12 protein-coding genes and 1 pseudogene are annotated in these 16,695 nt (G+C 71.7%); 6 read left to right on the top strand and 7 right to left on the bottom strand.

Features of this window, described 5'->3' with window-relative positions:
• Nucleotides 1-66: 66 nt before the first annotated feature.
• Complete coding sequence (locus tag ACIOJD_RS12060; RefSeq protein WP_401911377.1) at nucleotides 67-1,515, top strand: penicillin-binding transpeptidase domain-containing protein; 1,449 nt, start codon at nucleotides 67-69, stop codon at nucleotides 1,513-1,515.
• A 41-nt stretch (nucleotides 1,516-1,556) separates the two neighbouring features.
• Here the strand turns inward: ACIOJD_RS12060 and ACIOJD_RS12055 are convergent, their stop codons facing one another.
• The gene (locus tag ACIOJD_RS12055) at nucleotides 1,557-3,200 is read right to left on the bottom strand and encodes a protein kinase (RefSeq protein WP_401911374.1); all 1,644 of its coding nucleotides are present in this window, start codon (nucleotides 3,198-3,200) and stop codon (nucleotides 1,557-1,559) included.
• Nucleotides 3,201-3,695: 495 nt separating this feature from the next.
• Between ACIOJD_RS12055 and ACIOJD_RS12050 the strand changes: the two are divergent.
• Nucleotides 3,696-4,878: pseudogene (locus ACIOJD_RS12050) on the top strand (MFS transporter).
• Here ACIOJD_RS12050 and ACIOJD_RS12045 read toward each other — a convergent pair.
• A complete protein-coding gene (locus ACIOJD_RS12045) occupies nucleotides 4,853-6,040 on the bottom strand; it encodes a hypothetical protein (RefSeq protein ID WP_401911373.1) in 1,188 nt (395 codons plus the stop codon). The pseudogene ACIOJD_RS12050 and the gene ACIOJD_RS12045 sit on opposite strands and share 26 nt — an antisense overlap.
• Nucleotides 6,037-7,005: a 5-dehydro-4-deoxyglucarate dehydratase gene (locus ACIOJD_RS12040; RefSeq protein ID WP_401911371.1), complete on the bottom strand. Its 969-nt coding sequence runs from the start codon at nucleotides 7,003-7,005 to the stop codon at nucleotides 6,037-6,039. Before ACIOJD_RS12040 ends, ACIOJD_RS12045 begins: the two co-directional genes overlap by 4 nt.
• A gap of 250 nt (nucleotides 7,006-7,255) precedes the next feature.
• Between ACIOJD_RS12040 and ACIOJD_RS12035 the strand changes: the two genes are divergently transcribed.
• On the top strand, nucleotides 7,256-8,065 hold the full coding sequence (locus tag ACIOJD_RS12035) for an NAD-dependent epimerase/dehydratase family protein (RefSeq protein WP_401911368.1): 810 nt from the start codon (nucleotides 7,256-7,258) through the stop codon (nucleotides 8,063-8,065).
• An 85-nt stretch (nucleotides 8,066-8,150) separates the two neighbouring features.
• Nucleotides 8,151-9,359, top strand: a complete 1,209-nt coding sequence (locus tag ACIOJD_RS12030) for a TerD family protein (RefSeq protein WP_401911366.1) — start codon at nucleotides 8,151-8,153, stop codon at nucleotides 9,357-9,359.
• A 164-nt stretch (nucleotides 9,360-9,523) separates the two neighbouring features.
• Here ACIOJD_RS12030 and ACIOJD_RS12025 read toward each other — a convergent pair whose 3' ends face one another.
• From ACIOJD_RS12025 to ACIOJD_RS12015, 3 genes are all read right to left on the bottom strand, one after another.
• Nucleotides 9,524-9,751 (bottom strand): hypothetical protein, encoded by a 228-nt coding sequence (locus tag ACIOJD_RS12025; RefSeq protein ID WP_401885954.1) that lies wholly within the window; start codon nucleotides 9,749-9,751, stop codon nucleotides 9,524-9,526.
• Between the two features lie 496 nt (nucleotides 9,752-10,247).
• Nucleotides 10,248-10,940 (bottom strand): class I SAM-dependent methyltransferase, encoded by a 693-nt coding sequence (locus ACIOJD_RS12020; protein ID WP_401911364.1) that lies wholly within the window; start codon nucleotides 10,938-10,940, stop codon nucleotides 10,248-10,250.
• Nucleotides 10,941-11,063: 123 nt separating this feature from the next.
• Nucleotides 11,064-12,029, bottom strand: a complete 966-nt coding sequence (locus ACIOJD_RS12015) for an NAD(P)/FAD-dependent oxidoreductase (protein ID WP_401911362.1) — start codon at nucleotides 12,027-12,029, stop codon at nucleotides 11,064-11,066.
• A gap of 164 nt (nucleotides 12,030-12,193) precedes the next feature.
• On the opposite strand from ACIOJD_RS12015, the gene ACIOJD_RS12010 reads away from it, so the two are divergent.
• On the top strand, nucleotides 12,194-12,958 hold the full coding sequence (locus ACIOJD_RS12010) for an SDR family NAD(P)-dependent oxidoreductase (RefSeq protein ID WP_401911360.1): 765 nt from the start codon (nucleotides 12,194-12,196) through the stop codon (nucleotides 12,956-12,958).
• A 39-nt stretch (nucleotides 12,959-12,997) separates the two neighbouring features.
• On the opposite strand, the gene ACIOJD_RS12005 is transcribed toward ACIOJD_RS12010, so the two are convergent.
• Nucleotides 12,998-14,554 carry a hypothetical protein gene (locus tag ACIOJD_RS12005; protein WP_401911358.1) on the bottom strand — a complete coding sequence of 519 codons (1,557 nt, stop codon included), beginning with the start codon at nucleotides 14,552-14,554 and terminating at the stop codon, nucleotides 12,998-13,000.
• A 211-nt stretch (nucleotides 14,555-14,765) separates the two neighbouring features.
• Between ACIOJD_RS12005 and ACIOJD_RS12000 the strand changes: the two genes are divergently transcribed.
• Nucleotides 14,766-16,598, top strand: a complete 1,833-nt coding sequence (locus ACIOJD_RS12000) for an endonuclease/exonuclease/phosphatase family protein (protein WP_401911356.1) — start codon at nucleotides 14,766-14,768, stop codon at nucleotides 16,596-16,598.
• Nucleotides 16,599-16,695: the final 97 nt, after the last annotated feature.

Genomic DNA, 16,695 nt, shown 5'->3' with positions numbered 1-16,695 from the left:
GAAGAGTTCCTGAGAAGGGGGCCGGGCGGGAACGCCGCTCCCGCCCCCGCTCGTCCCTCATACGGGATGAACAAGACGATCAGACACACAGCGGTCATCTGCCTGCTGCTGGTGCTCGCCCTGCTGGTGCGGGCGACCTGGGTGCAGGCGTACGAATCGAAGGCCCTCGCCGACGACCAGTACAACCGGCGGAAGATCATCGCGCAGTACGCGCAGCCGCTCGGTGACATCGTCGTGGCCGGCTCGCCGGTGACGGGCTCACGGAAGACGGGGAGCGGCGACCTCGCGTACGAACGGACCTACACGGACGGCGGCCTCTACGCCCCCGTCACCGGGTACAGCTCGCAGGCCTACGGCTCCACGCAGTTGGAGGGCATCTACGCGGATGTGCTCGACGGCACGGACACCCGGCTGAAGAACCCGCTCGACGCGCTCATGGGCAAGGCGACCGAGCCGGGCGACGTACTGACGACGATCGATCCCGCCGTGCAGAAGGCCGGGTACGACGCGCTGGGCGGCAAGAAGGGCGCGGCCGTCGCGATCGACCCGAAGACCGGGCGCGTCCTCGGGGTGATCAGCACCCCCTCGTACGACCCCACGAAGATCAGCGGGACCACGGACGGCGACGCCTGGCGGAAGCTTTCCGAGGACGCGGACAAGCCGCTGGTCAACCGGGCGCTGCGGCAGCCGCTGCCGCCCGGGTCGACCTTCAAACTGGTCGTCGCCGCGGCTGCCCTGGAGGATGGCCTGTACGGCTCGGTGGACGACCGGACCGCCAGCCCGGATCCGTACACCCTGCCCGGCACGTCCACGGTGCTGCGGAACGAGAACAGCTCCGCGCCGTGCGAGAACGCCACGATCCGGACCGCGCTCGAATACTCCTGCAACACCGTCTTCGCGAAGATGGCCGACGACCTCGGCCAGGAGAAGGTCCGGGCGATGGCGGAGAAGTTCGGATTCAACGACTCCGAGCAGGAGATGCCGGTACGGGCCTCGGCGAGCGTCTATCCGTCGGGCATGGACAAGGCGCAGACGGCACTGACGGGGATCGGCCAGTTCGATGTGACGGCGACGCCGCTCCAGATGGCCATGGTCTCGTCGGCCCTGGCCAACGACGGGCTCCTGGCCTCGCCGCACATGGTGTCGGAGATCGTGGACTCGAAGGGTGACACCTTGAGTTCGTACCCGGACGGGGACACCGAGCGGATCGTTTCCTCGACGACGGCCGAGCAGCTGCGCAGCGCGATGGTGACGGTCGTCGAGGACGGCACGGGCACGAACGCCAGGATCGACGGCGCAGAGGTGGGCGGCAAGACGGGCACGGCGCAGCACGGCGTGGACAACAGCAACACGCCGTACGCCTGGTTCACGTCGTACGCGAAGGACTCCTCCACCGGCAAGGAGGTCGCCGTCGCGGTGGTCGTGGAGGACTCGGACGCGGCGCGCTCGGAGGTCAGCGGCAACGGTCTGGCGGCCCCGATCGCCGAGAAGATGATGCGGGCCGCGCTGAAGTGACGGTGATGGGCAGCTCTGTCCCGTCGCTCACGTGTCGTGGATCAGTGGGCCGTGCCGGTCTGCCAGACGTCCTGGCCGTCCTTGGTGATGACGGCGTTTCCGTCGGCGCGCAGTTCGAGGACGGCGCCGTTGCTGCCGACCGTCTGGCTGGCCCACACCGGGGCCGAGTCCGCGTTGTAGACGACCAGGTTGCCGTCCGGCTGGAAGACGGCGCTGTGGTCATGGCCGAACATGTTGTTCGCCCAGAGCGCCTTGTCGTTCTTGTCGTAGAGGACCAGGTTGCCGTCCGGCTGAAGGACCAGTTTCACGCGCGCGGTCCGGAGCGACTCGCCGGCCCGCAGTACGCGCGGGGCCTTGACGGTCAGCGATGGGGGCAGTGCGCCGTCCTGCTCGGGTACGGCGCCGGCCTGCTCGGCGTCCTGTTCCGGCTCGCCCGCGGCGCCCGCCGCCGTGGCCTTGGCCCCGCTGCGGACCGGGGACGGTTCGTCGGCCCTGGCTTCCGAGCCCCCGCCGGAACTCTGGAACATGAGCAGCGCCACCACCGCGGCCCCCGCCACGGCCATGGCGCCCACCGCGCCGAGCACCAGCGGCGACCGACGACGGCCGCGCCTCGCGGATCCCGCCGCCGCGAGGGTGTCCGGCGGCGCCGTGTCGAACGCGGTGACCGGTGGCGGTGCCTGATGCGTACCGGGCATCGTCATGGCATCCGCGGCGACCGGTGCGGCGACGAGCGCGGCGGGCGGCTGAGGCGCGTCGGACCGAGGTGCGGCGGGCTGAGGCGTAGCGGGCCGGGGCGTAGCGGGCTGGACGGGCGCGGGGTCGTCGGGCAGGGACGAGAACGCCGCGGCCGCGGCCTGCCGGTAGGCGGGGTGCCGCACGAGATCGGTCCGGGCCTGGCAGAGTTCCACGATCCGCCCGGGTGCCGGGCGGCGCTCCGGGTCACGGTGGGTGCACCGGGTGATCAGCTCGACCATGTCGGCGGGGACGCCCGCCAGGTCGATCTCCTCGTGGACCGTGCGGTACGACACCGTGATCATGGAACCCTCGCCGTACGGCGGACGCCCGGTGAGGGCGTACGCGAGGGTGGCGCCGAGGGAGAAGACGTCCGCCGCCGGGCCGGTCTCGCTCTGCGTGATCGTCTCGGGGGCGATGAAGCCGGGCGTCCCTATGGCGGCTCCGACCTGGGTGAGGTCGGAGGGTTCCGCCCCTCTGGCGATCCCGAAGTCGATGAGCTGGGGTCCGGTGGCGGAGAGAATGACGTTCTGCGGTTTGATGTCGCGGTGCAGCACCCCGTGGACGTGGATGTCGGCCAGCCCCTCGGCGAGCGCGGCCAGCACCGCCCGGCCCAGCTCCGACGGCAGGGGCCCGGTCTTCTTGATCGCCTGATGGAGGGTCGGCCCCGGGATGTATTCCGTGGCCATCCAGTACGGCGCTGCCGTCACCTCCGCGTCGATGAGGGACGCGGTATACGCGCTGTGGACCGTGCGGAGCGTCTCCACCTCACGGCGGAAACGGCTCAGTGCGTGGAGGTCGGCGTGGAGGTGGTCGTTGATCACCTTGACGGCGGCCGGCCGGCCTCCCGGTGTACGGCCGAGATAGACGCTTCCCATACCGCCGGAACCGAGCCGGCCGACCAAGCGGTAGCGGCCCATCTCCGTCGGATCGGTCTCATGCAGCGGGTACACCGAAAACGCCCTCCCAGAACAGCGACAAGAGATGTACGACCCGCGGCTCGACAGGGCGCGCCCCTGCTGCCTCGCGGCAGAGTCACGCCAGGCTCCCCGTAGCCCCACCGAGGTCCCGTCCGGCCGGTACGTACCGGGCCCGGAAGGCCTGGCTGATCCGGCAGGACCGACCTGACAGGACCTGAACTTCGCGCCCGGACCAGAGATCACATAGTAGGCGCGAGCACTGACAACCCCGCACGCGTGTACGCCTCTTGAGCGTCTTCCGGGGGCTTACGTCTGCGCCCTCGGCCCCGTCCCCGGGCCATGCGCCGGCCACCCGGATCCCGCCCGGATTCCCCTTGCCTCGCGCCCGAAGTCCGCCTGGAAATAAGGCGATTGCCCGATGTCCCCGCCCGGTCCTCAGCTGCCACGCTGACGCCCGTACGAACGCCCGGGGGCGGCAAGGGCGGCAGGGGTGGCAAGGGCGGATGTGGGGGCGTGATCCCGGACGGTGTGCGTGTCCTGCGGGACCGCGACGCGGCGCTGTATCTGTCCGGTGTGGTGGTGTCCGGCTTCGGTACGTCCGCGATGTGGCTCGCGGCCGGGATCTGGACCAAGTCGCTGACCGGTTCGGACAGTCTGGCCGCGCTGAGCGTCTTCGCGATGTGGGCACCGGCACTGGCCGGACCGCTGCTGGGGACGGTCGCCGACCGGCTGCGCGGACGGCCGCTGCTGATCGACTGCCATCTGGTCATGGCGGTTCTGCTGACGGCACTGCTCGCCGTCGGCTCGGCGGACCGGATCTGGATCCTTTTCTGCGTGCTGTTCGTCCACGGCGCGAGTGGTGTCGTACAGGCCGCGGCGGAGGCGGCCCTCGTCGCCACGGCCGTCGGCAGACACCTGCTGGGCGACTTCAACGGGCTGCGGACGACCGTCGACGAGGGCATGAAGCTTCTCGCGCCGCTCGCGGGCACCGGGCTCTGCGCCCGGTTCGGCGGCGGCCCCGTCGCGTTGCTCGACGCGGTGACCTTCGTCCTGGCGGCCGGGCTGTTCACGCTGATGCGTGTACGGGAGGAGAAGCCGGTCCCTGAGCCCGCGATCCGCGCGCTGTCCGCGACCGCCGAGGGCGTCCGCCGACTGCGGGACTCCCCCGCCGTACGCCCGCTCGTGCTCGCCGCGTCGGCCACGATGCTGCTCGCCGGCCTCAACGGCGCGGCGATCTACGCGGTCGTGGACCGGAGCCTCGGCCACTCCCCCACGTACGTGGGGGTGCTGTACGCGGTCCAGGGCGCCGGGTCCGTACTGACGGGGCTGTTCGCGGGACCGTTGCTGCGTCGGCTGCCGGAGCGGGTGTTCGCCGCTGTGGGATCTGTTCGCGCTGTCGGTCGGGGCGCGGGCATTGCCTTACGACGCGGTGGCGGCGAGCGCAGCCGGTGTGGGGCTCGGGCTGCCGTGTGTGCTGATCGCCGCGCTGACGGCGGTGCAGCGCTATGTCCCGGAGGCCGTGCTCGGCCGGACGGCCGCCACAGCCAACACGGTGATCTACGCGCCGAACGCGGTGGCACTGGCCCTCGGCGCGGGCCTGGTCGCGGTCGTGGACCTGACCGTACTGCTGCCGGTGGCCGGGGCGGCCGGGCTGCTGACGGCGTTCGCCCTGGCCGCCCGTCACCTCAACCGCCGGTCCGGCTGTTCCTGAGTCCTTCCGCGACGGCCGCGAGGTCCGCGTCCGAGGCCAGCCCCGCGTGGTACAGGCGCAGTTCGGTCGCCCCGAGCGACCGCGCCCGCTCCGCGTCCTCGGCGAGGCCCGCCGGATTGCCGCCCATGCCGCTCACCACGTTGAAGTTGGCGGCCAGTACGGAGGATTCGGTGCCGTGGCCCGCGAACGGGCTGAGCATCGCCTGCGCCGCGCCTCCGGTGCACGGCAGGACGACCCCGTCCGCGACCCTCAGGATGTGCGCCGGTTCCACGCCCACGTTGGCTCCCGCGCGGTACGGCTCCGGGTCGGCGTGCAGCAGCACCTGGAAGCCGGGGCGGGCCGCCGCCCGTACGGCCGCGACCGCCGTTTCCTGGAGCGTACGGGCGACCCCGGAACGCCAGTCGAAGGTGACGGCGGCGAGGTCCTCGCCGAGCAGCCTCTCGACGGCGGCCCGTCCCGCCTCGGCCGAGCCGCCCGTGGCCCAGGCGGGCTCCAGCGCGCGCCGTACGGCGGCGGCGAGTTCGTCCGGGGACGCCCCGAGGCCGGCGTATCCCTCCCGGCAGGCGGTGCAGAAGCAGAGCGACATCAGATACTGCGCCGCGTCACCGAGGCCGATACCGGCGGTCTTGTCATGGGCGTGCAGATGCCCGAATCCGTACCAGCCGCAGGACTCCAGCTCGACGCCGTACGCCCCGGGGCGTACGGCGGCCTCCGCCGCCAGCTCCACCAGGTACGCGGATACGACGGGCCGTGCGATACAGGGCGCCCAGGGGTAGCGGTCGCCGTAGGCGTTCACCACGGAGGTCGCCGGATGCTCGGCGCCGAGGCGGGAGCTGTGCGCGAGGATCACCCAGCTGTGCACCTCCAGCCCGGCGGCGGCCAGTGCCCTCGCGGCCTCTCCGTACGCGTCGCCGGGCGCCCAGTCGCCCGCCGGGTACGGCCGCAGCTCGTGCCCCGCCCAGCGGGCACTGTCCGGCGGGTAGAGGACGGCGGCGTGCTCGGCGGTGACGACGCGGCGGCGCGGATGTCGCGGGGTCAGGGCGCGCGTGGAGTGGTAGGCGGAGGCGAGGGTGACCTGCTGGACTCCGAGGTCCGCGACGCGGGCGGGGGCGTCGGGGTCGCCCACGACGTCCCAGGGATAGAGGAAGACGGAGGTCTTCACGCGCTCCCCTCCTTGTCGGTCCGCGCGTTGTCCGCGAGCAGGGCGTGGCCCCGTTCGATGATCCCGGTGAGTTCCTTGATATGCGCGGGCGCCGGTTCGCTCAGCGGGGGCCGCACCTCCCCGACGTCGAGACCGCGCAGTCTGACGCCTGCCTTCACGAGCGAGACGGCGTATCCGCGGCCCTTCCCGCGCAGTTCGACCAGCGGGCGGTAGAAGCCGTCCAGGAGGCGGTTCACGGTCGTGTCGTCGCCGGTGGCCAGGGCCCGGTGGAAGGCCAGGGCGATCTCGGGGGCGAAGCAGAAGACGGCGGAGGAGTAGAGCGTGACGCCGATGCCCCGGTAGGCGAGGCCGGTGAGTTCGGCGGTGGGCAGGCCGTTGAAGTAGAGGAAGTCCCTGCCGGGCAGTTCGGTGCGTACGGCGCTGACGGTACGTTGCATCAGTTCGAGGTCGCCGTACCCGTCCTTGAGGCCGACGACGCCGTCCACCTTGGCGAGTTCGACGACGGTCTCCGGTGTGAAGACGGCGTTGTCGCGCTGGTAGACGATGGTCTCCAGGCCGGTGGCACCGGCCAGCGCGGTGTAGTGGCGCAGCAGCCCGGCCTGGTCGGCGGCGACCAGATAGGGCGGCATGGCGAGCAGTCCGTCCGCGCCCGCCTCCTCGGCGGTCCGCGCGTAGTGGACGGCGAGCGCGGTGCCGTAACCGGCCCCCGCCACGACCGGCACCCGGCCCGCGCTCTCCTCGACGGCCGCGGCGACGCAGACGCGGAACTCCTCCGGGGCGAGGGCGTGGAACTCACCCGTGCCGCAGCACGCGAAGACCGCGGCGGCTCCCGCGTCGATGCCCGCACGGACATGCGCGCGGAAGACGTCGAGGTCGACGGCGCCGTCGGGACCGTACGCGGTGACGGGGAAGAACAGCGGCCCGGACCCTCCGGTGAGGCGGACGGTGAGCGGGGCTGAGGTCACGGGCGCTCCCTTGGCCGAGCATCGAGCGCTGACCGCTCGTGCACAATTATGATTGATGTCCATATTTCTGAACTCCGTCACGCTAAGGCAGCCGCTCGGGGCGGGTCAAGACGGGATACCGCAACCCTGAAGCGGATTCACCCCGTTCGGGCGACACTTGACGGTGTTCCGCCGCATCCCCCAGCACGTCCAAGCATGTGAACCATGTCTACAGGTCTGAGCCGTCTGCGTCGTCAAGGAGATCCCGCCCATGCCCGCACCCCGTACCGTCCTGCTCACCGGCGCCGCCGGCGGCCTCGGAACCCTGATGCGCGGCCTGCTGCCCGCGTACGGCTACGAGCTGCGGCTCTTCGACGCCACACCCATCAAGGGCGAGCCGGACGCCATCACCGCCGATCTCGCGGACAAGGAAGCGCTGCGCGAGGCGGTGCGGGGGGTCGACGCGGTCATCCACCTCGCGGGCATCTCGCTGGAGGCCTCCTTCGACAAGATCCTGCGCGCCAACGTCGAGGGGACGTACAACCTGTACGAGGCGGCCCGCGCGGAAGGCGTCCGGCGCACGGTCTTCGCCTCCAGCAACCACGCGGTCGGCTTCACCCCGCGCCCCCAGGGCGACGACCCGCTGATCCCGATCGACACTCCGCGCCGCCCCGACACGTACTACGGGCTCTCCAAGTGCTTCGGCGAGGATCTCGCCCAGCTCTACTGGGACCTGCACGGCGTGGAGACCGTCTCCGTACGGATCGGCTCGTGCTTCATGGAGCCCACCTCCGTACGGATGCTCTCCATCTGGCTGAGCCCGGGGGACTGCGCCCGGCTCCTGCACGCCGCGCTCACCGCCGAGAGCGTCGGCCACAGCGTCGTCTACGGCTCGTCCGCGAACACCCGGCTGTGGTGGGACCTGACGTCCGCGCGGGCGCTGGGGTACGAGCCCCAGGACGACTCGGAGCAGTACGCGGAGAAGCTCGTCGCGGACCAGGGCGAGCTGGATCCGGACAGGCCGGACCACGCGTACCTCGGCGGCAGCTTCGCCACCGACCCGCCGCGGTGGCCCCACTGAGCCGGGCGGAGCAGGGGGACGAGCTGTCGGGGTGAACGGCGGAAGGTAAGGGAACGGCAAAGCCAGGTCGTTCGTTACGCCTGGCATGACAGCTATGACCCCCGGCTCGAACATCCCTCTTCCCACCGCCCATGTAGCGGTGGACGTCGCCGCTCCCGTGCGGCTCGACGTATCGGGCCTGCTGCTCACCGCCGATGGCAAGGTGCGCTCAGACGACGACTTCATCTTCTACAACCAGCCGACCGGCCCCGGTGTCAGCTACCGCTCGGGCGGGGGCACGACGCCGGACGCGATCGTCATCGACACCTCCGCCGTTCCGGCCGGCATCGAGAAGATCGTCGTCACCGCGAGCCCGGACGCGGCGGGACAGAGCTTCCAGGGCATCGAGCCCACGGCCACGGTCCGTGACGCGGCCAACGGCACCGCGCTCGCCTCCTTCACCCCTCCGCAGCTGGGCTCGGAGACCGCCCTGGTGATCGTCGAGGTCTACCTGCGCAACGGAGCGTGGAAGGTCCGCGCGGTCGGTCAGGGGTACGCGAACGGGCTGGCCGGCATCGCCACCGACTTCGGCGTCTCGGTCGAGGAGCCCACGCCCGCCCCGGCGGCAGCCCCGGCTCCCGTCGCGCCCGCCCCGGCCGCCGCCATCGCCGACCCGCGTGTCGCCGCTCCTCCGGCCCCGGCGGCCCCACCCGCCCCCGCGGCGGCGCCCGGCGGCGGAAAGATCAATCTGGACAAGGGCCGGGTCAACCTCCAGAAGAACCAGACGGTGTCGCTGGTCAAGGGCGGCAGCCCGCTGCTCTCCAAGGTCAAGATGGGCCTCGGCTGGGAGCCCGCGTACCGGGGCAAGGACATCGACCTCGACGCCTCCGTGATCGCCTACGGCCCGAACCGCAACCACCTGGACAGCTGCTACTTCGGCAAGCTGTCCATCCTCAACGGGGCCGTCAAGCACTCCGGCGACAACCTCACGGGGGAGGGCGGGGGCGACGACGAGGTGATCGTCGTCGATCTCGGCCGACTGCCCGCCGACGCGACCGGCCTCGTCTTCACGGTCAATTCCTTCACGGGACAGAAGTTCACCGAGGTCGCCAAGGCCTACTGCCGGCTGATCGACGCGGCCACCGGCGAGGAGCTGGTGCGCTTCGACCTGACCAGCGCCGAAGCGCAGACCGGCGTGATGATGGCCAAGCTGATCAAGCAGTTCTCCGGCGAGTGGGAGATGACCGCCGTGGGGGAGTTCGTCAAGTCACGTACGGTCCGCGGCATGGTCAAGCCCGCCGCGAAGGCGCTCTGAGGGACGCGCCACGAGCAGCGGTTTCCGGGTAGAGCCGGTAGCGGTGGCGAACCACGGGTCACGCGCCGCCCACCAGCCGGCCCGCCGGTCCGTCGCGGGTCCTGAACGGTCCGCGGCGGCCCGGGGGCTCGGCCTCCAGGCTCCACCAGGCTGCGGGCCCGGCTCTAGAGCTTGGTGAGCTTGACGAAGGGGCTCAGGATCCTCCCCTGACGGCCCGAGAAATCGATGAGCACGGCATGTTCGCCCTCGACTCCGACGACTCTGCCCAGACCGAACTGGTCGTGGGAGACACGGTCCCCCACATCGAACTGCTCGGGCGGGGGTGAGGCCGGGGCCTGGCGGTTGAAGGGACTGGACGGCAGGTGGCGCCGGGATCCGGCTGACTTTGTCATTACTGGGAGTATGCGCCCAAGAAGCCCCGCCGCGCCATGCCCGGCAACCGACAGGCAGCCGGATCACCCCTTCCAGGGCCTGTTCACGTCACGTCCAGGGCTGGTTCACGTCGCGCTCAGCCTCGGCGAGGAGACCGTCCGGAACGCCGTCCCGGTCAGCCCGCCGAACGCGCGCCGGTTGACGCCACCCCGGGGCGGTGCCCGTCAGGGGTGTCCCGCGACCGGCCCTTCGGTACGTGAGCACCACGCGCGGCACGGCGCCCTTCTCGGCGGGTACTGAGCCGCCACGGATCAGAGCCGCCCAGGGTCTTTCGTTTGGATCAGGCCGGATCAGGGAGCGGGGTCTGGTGCCGTGGATCGCAAGGCGGAGGAGCGAGGCGACGCGGCGGGAGCACCTCCCACGCCCTTGAGGCAGTGGGGGAGTCGTGGAGTGACGACAACGCGGCGAGGCGCGGTGCCGGGGCACGCGAGCCCGGCAAGATCCAAACGAAAGACCCTAGGCCCTGTCCGGCCGGTCTTCGCCGGGCCCGGAACGCCTGGCCGATCCGACAAGACCGACCGGACAGGACCTAAGGGCTCGCAGGACGGCGTCGCGCATCGTGACCTCGCGGCCACCGGGGAAGGTGACCGTACGGGTTCTGGCCTCCGCGACGCGGATGTCCCACCGGTCGGGGTCGAGGTCGGCGGCGACCTCGTCGGCGGTGAAGTGCACCTGTGGTGCGCAATCGTGCGAGGCGGCGGCGTGTGGATCCGACGGGTGGTGGCCGACGACGAGGAGTGTGCCGCCCGGCGCGACGGACGCGGCCAGCCGACGGAACAGCGCCTGACGCGACGCCGCCGGGTGCACGTAGTGGGTGGAGACCAGGTCGAAGTGGTCCTCGGGGGGCGTCCAGTCGGTCAGATCGGCCACTTGGAAGTCGATACGGCCCGCGACATCGGCGCCCAGAGCCTCCGCGCACGCCTGGCCGTGGCGCAGCGCGGCGGCGGCGATGTCCACGGCCGTGACCCGCCAGCCGCGCGAGGCGAGCCAGATGGCGTCGGCTCCCTCGCCGCAGCCCGCGTCCAGCGCCGTACCGGGTGCGAGATCCCCGGCCTCCGTCACCAGCTGCGGATTGGGCCGCCTGTCGTGGCGCGTGCCGTGTCCGCTGTAGCGCTCTTCCCAGAAGGCCCTGGTGAATTCTTCCGGCACGACGGTTCCCTTTCTTGGGTTCACAGGTCACAGCGTTCCTGGTGCACGGGTCAGTTCGCTTTCCGGTGCACGGGGCGGGGCGCCGGTCATTCGTCGCGTTCGCGCGCGGTCGCGACGAATGACTCAGCCGAGAACGGGGGCCTGGTAGGCGGCGACCGCCTGTCGGGTCTCCTCCGCGATCAGGTCCGCGTTGATGGCCGCCGCCGCGGCGGCGGCCCCGGCCGCGGCGGCACCGACCTGGGCGACCAGGTCGGTGACGTTGCCCGCGACCCACACCTCGGGCACGTCCGTACGGCCGCTCGCATCGGCGGGGATGTACTCGCCCGCTCCGCTCGGATGCGCCTGCGGCCGCAGCCCGAGCCCCGCGAGGAAGTCGGCGCGCGGCACCATCCGCGACGCGACCGCCACCGCCTCGCGGGCGACGAGGGTGCCGTCGCCGAGCCGTACTCCCACGAGACGGTCGTCGGCGATCTCCACAGACGCCACCTCGCCGTCCACCACGCGGATGCCGCGGGCAGCCAGCTGCCGTGCCTCCTCGGCGGCCGGTGGCGCCATGGTGTGGGAGAAGAGCGTGATGTCGTCGCTCCACTGCCGGAACAGCATCGCCTGGTGCACCGACATGGGCCCGGCGGCCAGCACACCGATGGCCCGGTCGCGGATCTCCCAGCCGTGGCAGTACGGGCAGTGCACCACGTCCCGGCCCCACCGCTCCCGCAATCCCGGCACCTCCGGCAGCTCGTCGACCAGCCCCGTCGCCACCAGCAGCCGGCGCGCGCCGGCCGTGCGGCCGTCGGACAGCACCACCTGGAGCCCGTTGTCGTCCCGGGCCACCGCGGCGACCTCGCCGGACACCACGTGCCCGCCGTGGCCACGGACCTCGGCCCGGCCGCGCTCCAGCAACTCGGCCGGCTTCATCCCTTCGCGGGCCAGCAGCCCGTGCACGCCCGTGGCCGGGGCGTTGCGTGGGGCACCGGCGTCGATCACCACCACCGAGCGCCGCGCCCTGGCCAGTATCAGCGCCCCGCTCAGCCCCGCGGCGCCACCCCCGACCACGACCACGTCATAGCTGTTCGCCAACTGGTTGGTCATTCCGACCACCTCCTTGACGACGACCATGCGACCACTGCCCCACAAAGCGCAAACCTTGTTGCCGTTATGGCAATCTCCTCCCCGCTCCTGAGTGAGGAATCATCGAGTGCGAGATCATGGTCCCGACGACATGGTTCCCCCGAAACCGAGAGGCCCACTTCCCCATGAACCTCCCCGCCACCGGCCGCCGCGTCCTCATCAGCGGCGCCTCCCGCGGCCTCGGCCGCGCCGTCGCCCGAGCCTTCGCGGCCAACGGCGACCGCGTCGCCGTCCACTACGGCAGCCGCGCCTCCGACGCCCAGCAGACCCTGGAGTCACTGTCCGGTACGGGCCACATCCTGGTGGGCGGCGATCTGTCGGACCCGGCGGGCGCGGCCCAGGTCGCCGACGAGGCGGCCGACAAGCTCGGCGGGATCGACGTCCTGGTCAACAACGCGGCGGTGAACGAACCGCACCCGCCGGCCACCACGTCGTACGAGGAGTGGGCTGCGGCCTGGCAGCGTCACATGTCCGTCAACCTCCTGGCCACGGCGCTGCTCAGCCACCGCGCCGCCCACTCCATGATCGACCGCGCCGCACCGGGCCGGATCGTCAACATCGGCTCCCGGGGCGCCTTCCGGGGCGAGCCGGACCACCCGGCGTACGGCGCGACAAAGGCGGCCGTCCACGCGCTCGGCCAGTCCCTGGCCGTCTCCCTGGCCCCGTACGGCATCGGCGTGGCGTCCGTGGCGCCGGGCTTCTTCGCCACGGAACGCGTCGCGCACCGCCTGACCGGCGAGGCGGGCGAAGCGATACGCGCGCAGAGCCCGTTCGGACGGGTGGCCGAACCGGAGGAGATCGCGGAGGCGGTGCTGTGGATGGCGTCGCCGGGAGCCCAGTGGTCGTCGGGCTCGGTCCTGGACCTCAACGGAGCGTCCTACCTCCGGTGAGGGAGCTGAACCACCCCGCGCGACCTCCCCCGGGCGACCTCAGCTTCCCCCGCGCGACCTGGCCTTGAACGCCGCCTTCCTGGCGTCCTTCGACACCCCGCGGTCCCGGTGCAGCCGCCCCATCTCCTCCAGCACCTCCACCGTCGCCGGGTGGTCCACCCGCCACGCCGCCTCGAAGAATCCGCTGTGCTGCCCGACCAGGCCCTCGACCAGCTCCTGGAGTTCGTCCGCTTCGCCCTCCGCGTCCAGCTGCGCGGCGATCGTGTCGATGGCGAGCCAGAAGATCATCGACTCGGGTGGCGGCGGCACATCGCCCGCGCCCAGTTCGGCGAGCCAGACACGCGCCAGGCCGCCCAGTTCGGAGTCGTCCAGGACGTTGCGTACCGCCGGCTCGGCCTCCGCGCCGACCAGGGACAGCGCCTGCTGGCAGTGGAGCCGACGCAGCGGCGCGCCGGTGTCCGTGCCGCGCGCGGCGGCCAGCAGCTCGTGGGCCGCGTCGACCGGAGTGCGGCGGGCCAGCCACTGCTCCGTCTCGGCGCGGGCGGCCGTCTCGGGGAAGTGCGCGACGCCGCCGAGCAGCGCGTGCGCGTCCTTGTCCGCGAGATCGCCGACCAGGGGCGCTTCGACTCCCGCCTCCAGCATCCGGGCCCGGATTCCGTACAGTCCGAGGGTGGTCAGCCGGACCATTCCGTACCGCGAGACATCCTCCTCGTCCACGGGCTCCGCCGAACCGGCCGCGCCGCCCGCGTCCTCGGCCATCAGGGCCTCGTCCACGGGTACGTACGAGACGAGCCCGATCGGCTCCAGCAGGCGGAACTGGTCGTCCAGTCGCATCATCGCCTCGGACACCTGCTCAAGGATGTCGTCGGTGGGTTCGCCCATGTCGTCGGGCACGACCATCGACGCGGCGAGTACGGGCAGGGGGACGGCCCCTTCCGTGGCGCCTCCGTCCGCGACCGTGAGCAGATAGAGGTTGCCGAGGACGCCTTCCAGGAACTCCGCCTCCAGCTCCGGGTCCCAGTCGAGCGACTCGAAGTCGATCTCGCCGTCGTCGCCGATGGCCGCGGCGAGGTCGTCCAGGACCGGCGCGGTCGCGTCCGCGAACACGACGTCCAGGGCGTCGAGCCAGAGGGACAGGATGTCCTGGGGCGAGCCGGAGGTGACCAGCGCGAGCTGCTCGCCCGCCCTGACGCGCCCCTCGGCACCGTCGTGGTCCGCGCCATGGGAGCCGTCCGCTTCCTGGCCTTCCCGCCCGCCGACCGCGCCGGAGCGGGCGTCCGCGTCCGAGCGGCCGTGCGCGTCCTCGTCCGGGTCCTCGACCTCGACCAGCGCGGTGTCGACCGCGACCCGCCACGCCTCACTCGCGTACGCCTCGGCGTCGCCCTCCGACAGTTCGTCGCCCAGCCCCAGCAGTTCCGCCGCGGCCGGCAACTGCTCGTCGACGAGTTCACCCCCGGCCCGCACCCGTGTCTCCGGCCCGGCCCAGCGGGCGAGGGACACGGCCCGGACGAGCAGCGGTGCGGCGAGCGCGTCGCGGGCCAGCTCCGCGTCCGAGGGCAGTCGCACCGGCGGCAGGGTCGGGTGGTCTCCGGTCATACGGCGAATCTCCTTGCGGCGTACGGGTCGAGGCGGCCCCCAGCGTAGACGTATTTGACCCCATCCCACCTGGTTCATGTACCCGACAACCTGGCTACACCTGGAACCTCTTGACAAGTACCCCGTCCAGCCAAGAGATTGACGCGCGTAGACATACGGCAGTGCCGCCGCTCTCCCTCTCTCCTCCCTTACTTCCCCCCGGAGTTCTGTGATGCCTTCTTCCGTACCGAGAACGGCCGCCGTGCCTGCTCTCGTCGCCGTCGCCATGGCCGCCGGGCTGCTGGCCGGCGCCGGCCCCGTCTCCGCCGCCGAGATCCGGATCCATGGCATCCAGGGCACCGGCCGGATATCCCCCCTGGTGGGCACCCCCGTCGCGGACGTCCCCGGCATCGTCACCGGTGTACGGACCTCCGGCTCCCGGGGCTTCTGGATCCAGGACCAGGCCCCCGACAACGACCCCGCCACCAGCGAAGGCGTCTTCGTCTACACCAGCTCCGTACCGACCGTCGCCGTGGGCGACTCGGTCACGGTCTCCGGCACGGTCACGGAGTACATCCCCGGCGGCGCCGCCTCCGGCAACCAGTCGCTCACGCAGATCTCCTCGCCCAAGGTGACGGTCGTCTCCTCCGGCAACCGGGTGCCCGCGCCGGTCACCATCTCGGGGAAGTCGGTGCCCGCCGCGTACGCCCCGAAGGGGGACGCGGCGGCCGGCAACAGCATCAACGGCCTGCGTCTGAAGCCCCGCAGTTACGCCCTGGACCACTACGAGTCGCTGGAGGGCATGAACGTCCGCATCGGCAGCTCGCGCGTGGTCGGCGCCACCGACCCGTACGCGGAGCTGTGGGTGACGGTGAAGCCGCACGAGAACGACAGCCGCCGCGGCGGCACGGTCTACGGCTCGTACACCTCCCAGAACACCGGCCGGCTCCAGGTCCAGCAGCTCGCGCCCGCCGCCGAGCGGCCGTTCCCGGTGGCGAACGTCGGCGACGCCCTGACCGGCACCACCGAAGGCCCCCTGGACTTCAACCAGTTCGGCGGCTACACACTGGTCGCCCGTACGCTCGGCGAGATCACCGACCGGAAGCTCGCCCGCGAGACCACCCGCCCGCAGCGGGACGGCGAGCTGGCAGTCGCCACGTACAACGTCGAGAACCTCGATCCGTCCGACGCGCAGACCAAGTTCGACGCGCTCGCCTCGGGTGTCGTCCACAACCTCTCCTCGCCGGACATCGTGGCCCTGGAGGAGATCCAGGACAGCACGGGCGCCAAGGACGACGGCACGGTCTCCGCCGAGGAGACCGTCAAGAAGTTCACGGCGGCGATCAGCAAGGCCGGCGGCCCCTCGTACGCCTGGCGCACGATCGATCCGGAGAACAACAAGGACGGCGGCGAGCCCGGCGGAAACATCCGCCAGGTCTTCCTCTACAACCCCGCGCGCGTCTCCTTCACCGACCGGCCCGGCGGGGACGCGACGACCGCGACGGATGTCGTACGGACGAAGGGCCGCGCGGCGCTGACCCACTCCCCCGGCCGGGTTGACCCGGCGAACGACGCGTGGACCAACAGCCGCAAGCCGCTCGCCGCAGAGTTCTCCTTCCGCGGGCGCCCGGTCTTCGTGGTCGCGAACCACTTCGCCTCCAAGGGCGGTGACGAGAGCCTGACCTCGCACCACCAGCCGGTGAACCGCTCGTCCGAGATCCAGCGGCTCCAGCAGGCGCGGACGGTGAACACCTTCGTCAAGGACATCCTCGCGGTCCAGCGCGACGCGGATGTCCTCGTCCTGGGCGACATCAACGACTTCGAGTTCTCCGGTACGGCGAAGGCGCTGAGCGCCGACGGCGCGCTGTACCCGGCGGTGAAGTCCCTGCCGGCCGCCGAGCGTTACTCGTACGTCTACCAGGGCAACGCCCAGGTCCTGGACCAGATCCTGACCAGCCCGTCGATCACCTCCGGCTCCTTCGACTACGACAGCGTGCACATCAACGCGGAGTTCGCCCAGCAGAACAGCGACCACGACCCGCAGGTGCTGCGCTTCCGCCCCTGAGAAGCCGCGGTGGTCCGGCCGTACCCCACGGCGGCCGGGCCACCGCTCTCACGGCACTCGCCCGTGAGACCGGGCCAGCGCGCTCGCCCGGAGGGGG

The sequence above is a fragment of the Streptomyces sp. NPDC088116 genome (genome assembly GCF_044741745.1).
Taxonomy (GTDB): domain Bacteria; phylum Actinomycetota; class Actinomycetes; order Streptomycetales; family Streptomycetaceae; genus Streptomyces.
Note: the sequence above shows the minus strand (reverse complement) of the source record. Positions and strands in the feature narration are given on the sequence as shown.

Excerpts from the sequence above, each read along its gene's own strand:
- ACIOJD_RS12060 (WP_401911377.1), top strand. The coding sequence starts at position 67 with ATGAACAAGACGATCAGACACACAGCGGTCATCTGCCTGCTGCTGGTG.
- ACIOJD_RS12035 (WP_401911368.1), top strand. The coding sequence starts at position 7,256 with ATGCCCGCACCCCGTACCGTCCTGCTCACCGGCGCCGCCGGCGGCCTC.
- ACIOJD_RS12030 (WP_401911366.1), top strand. The coding sequence starts at position 8,151 with ATGACAGCTATGACCCCCGGCTCGAACATCCCTCTTCCCACCGCCCAT.
- ACIOJD_RS12025 (WP_401885954.1), bottom strand. The coding sequence starts at position 9,751 with ATGACAAAGTCAGCCGGATCCCGGCGCCACCTGCCGTCCAGTCCCTTC.
- ACIOJD_RS12015 (WP_401911362.1), bottom strand. The coding sequence starts at position 12,029 with ATGACCAACCAGTTGGCGAACAGCTATGACGTGGTCGTGGTCGGGGGT.
- ACIOJD_RS12010 (WP_401911360.1), top strand. The coding sequence starts at position 12,194 with ATGAACCTCCCCGCCACCGGCCGCCGCGTCCTCATCAGCGGCGCCTCC.
- ACIOJD_RS12005 (WP_401911358.1), bottom strand. The coding sequence starts at position 14,554 with ATGACCGGAGACCACCCGACCCTGCCGCCGGTGCGACTGCCCTCGGAC.
- ACIOJD_RS12000 (WP_401911356.1), top strand. The coding sequence starts at position 14,766 with ATGCCTTCTTCCGTACCGAGAACGGCCGCCGTGCCTGCTCTCGTCGCC.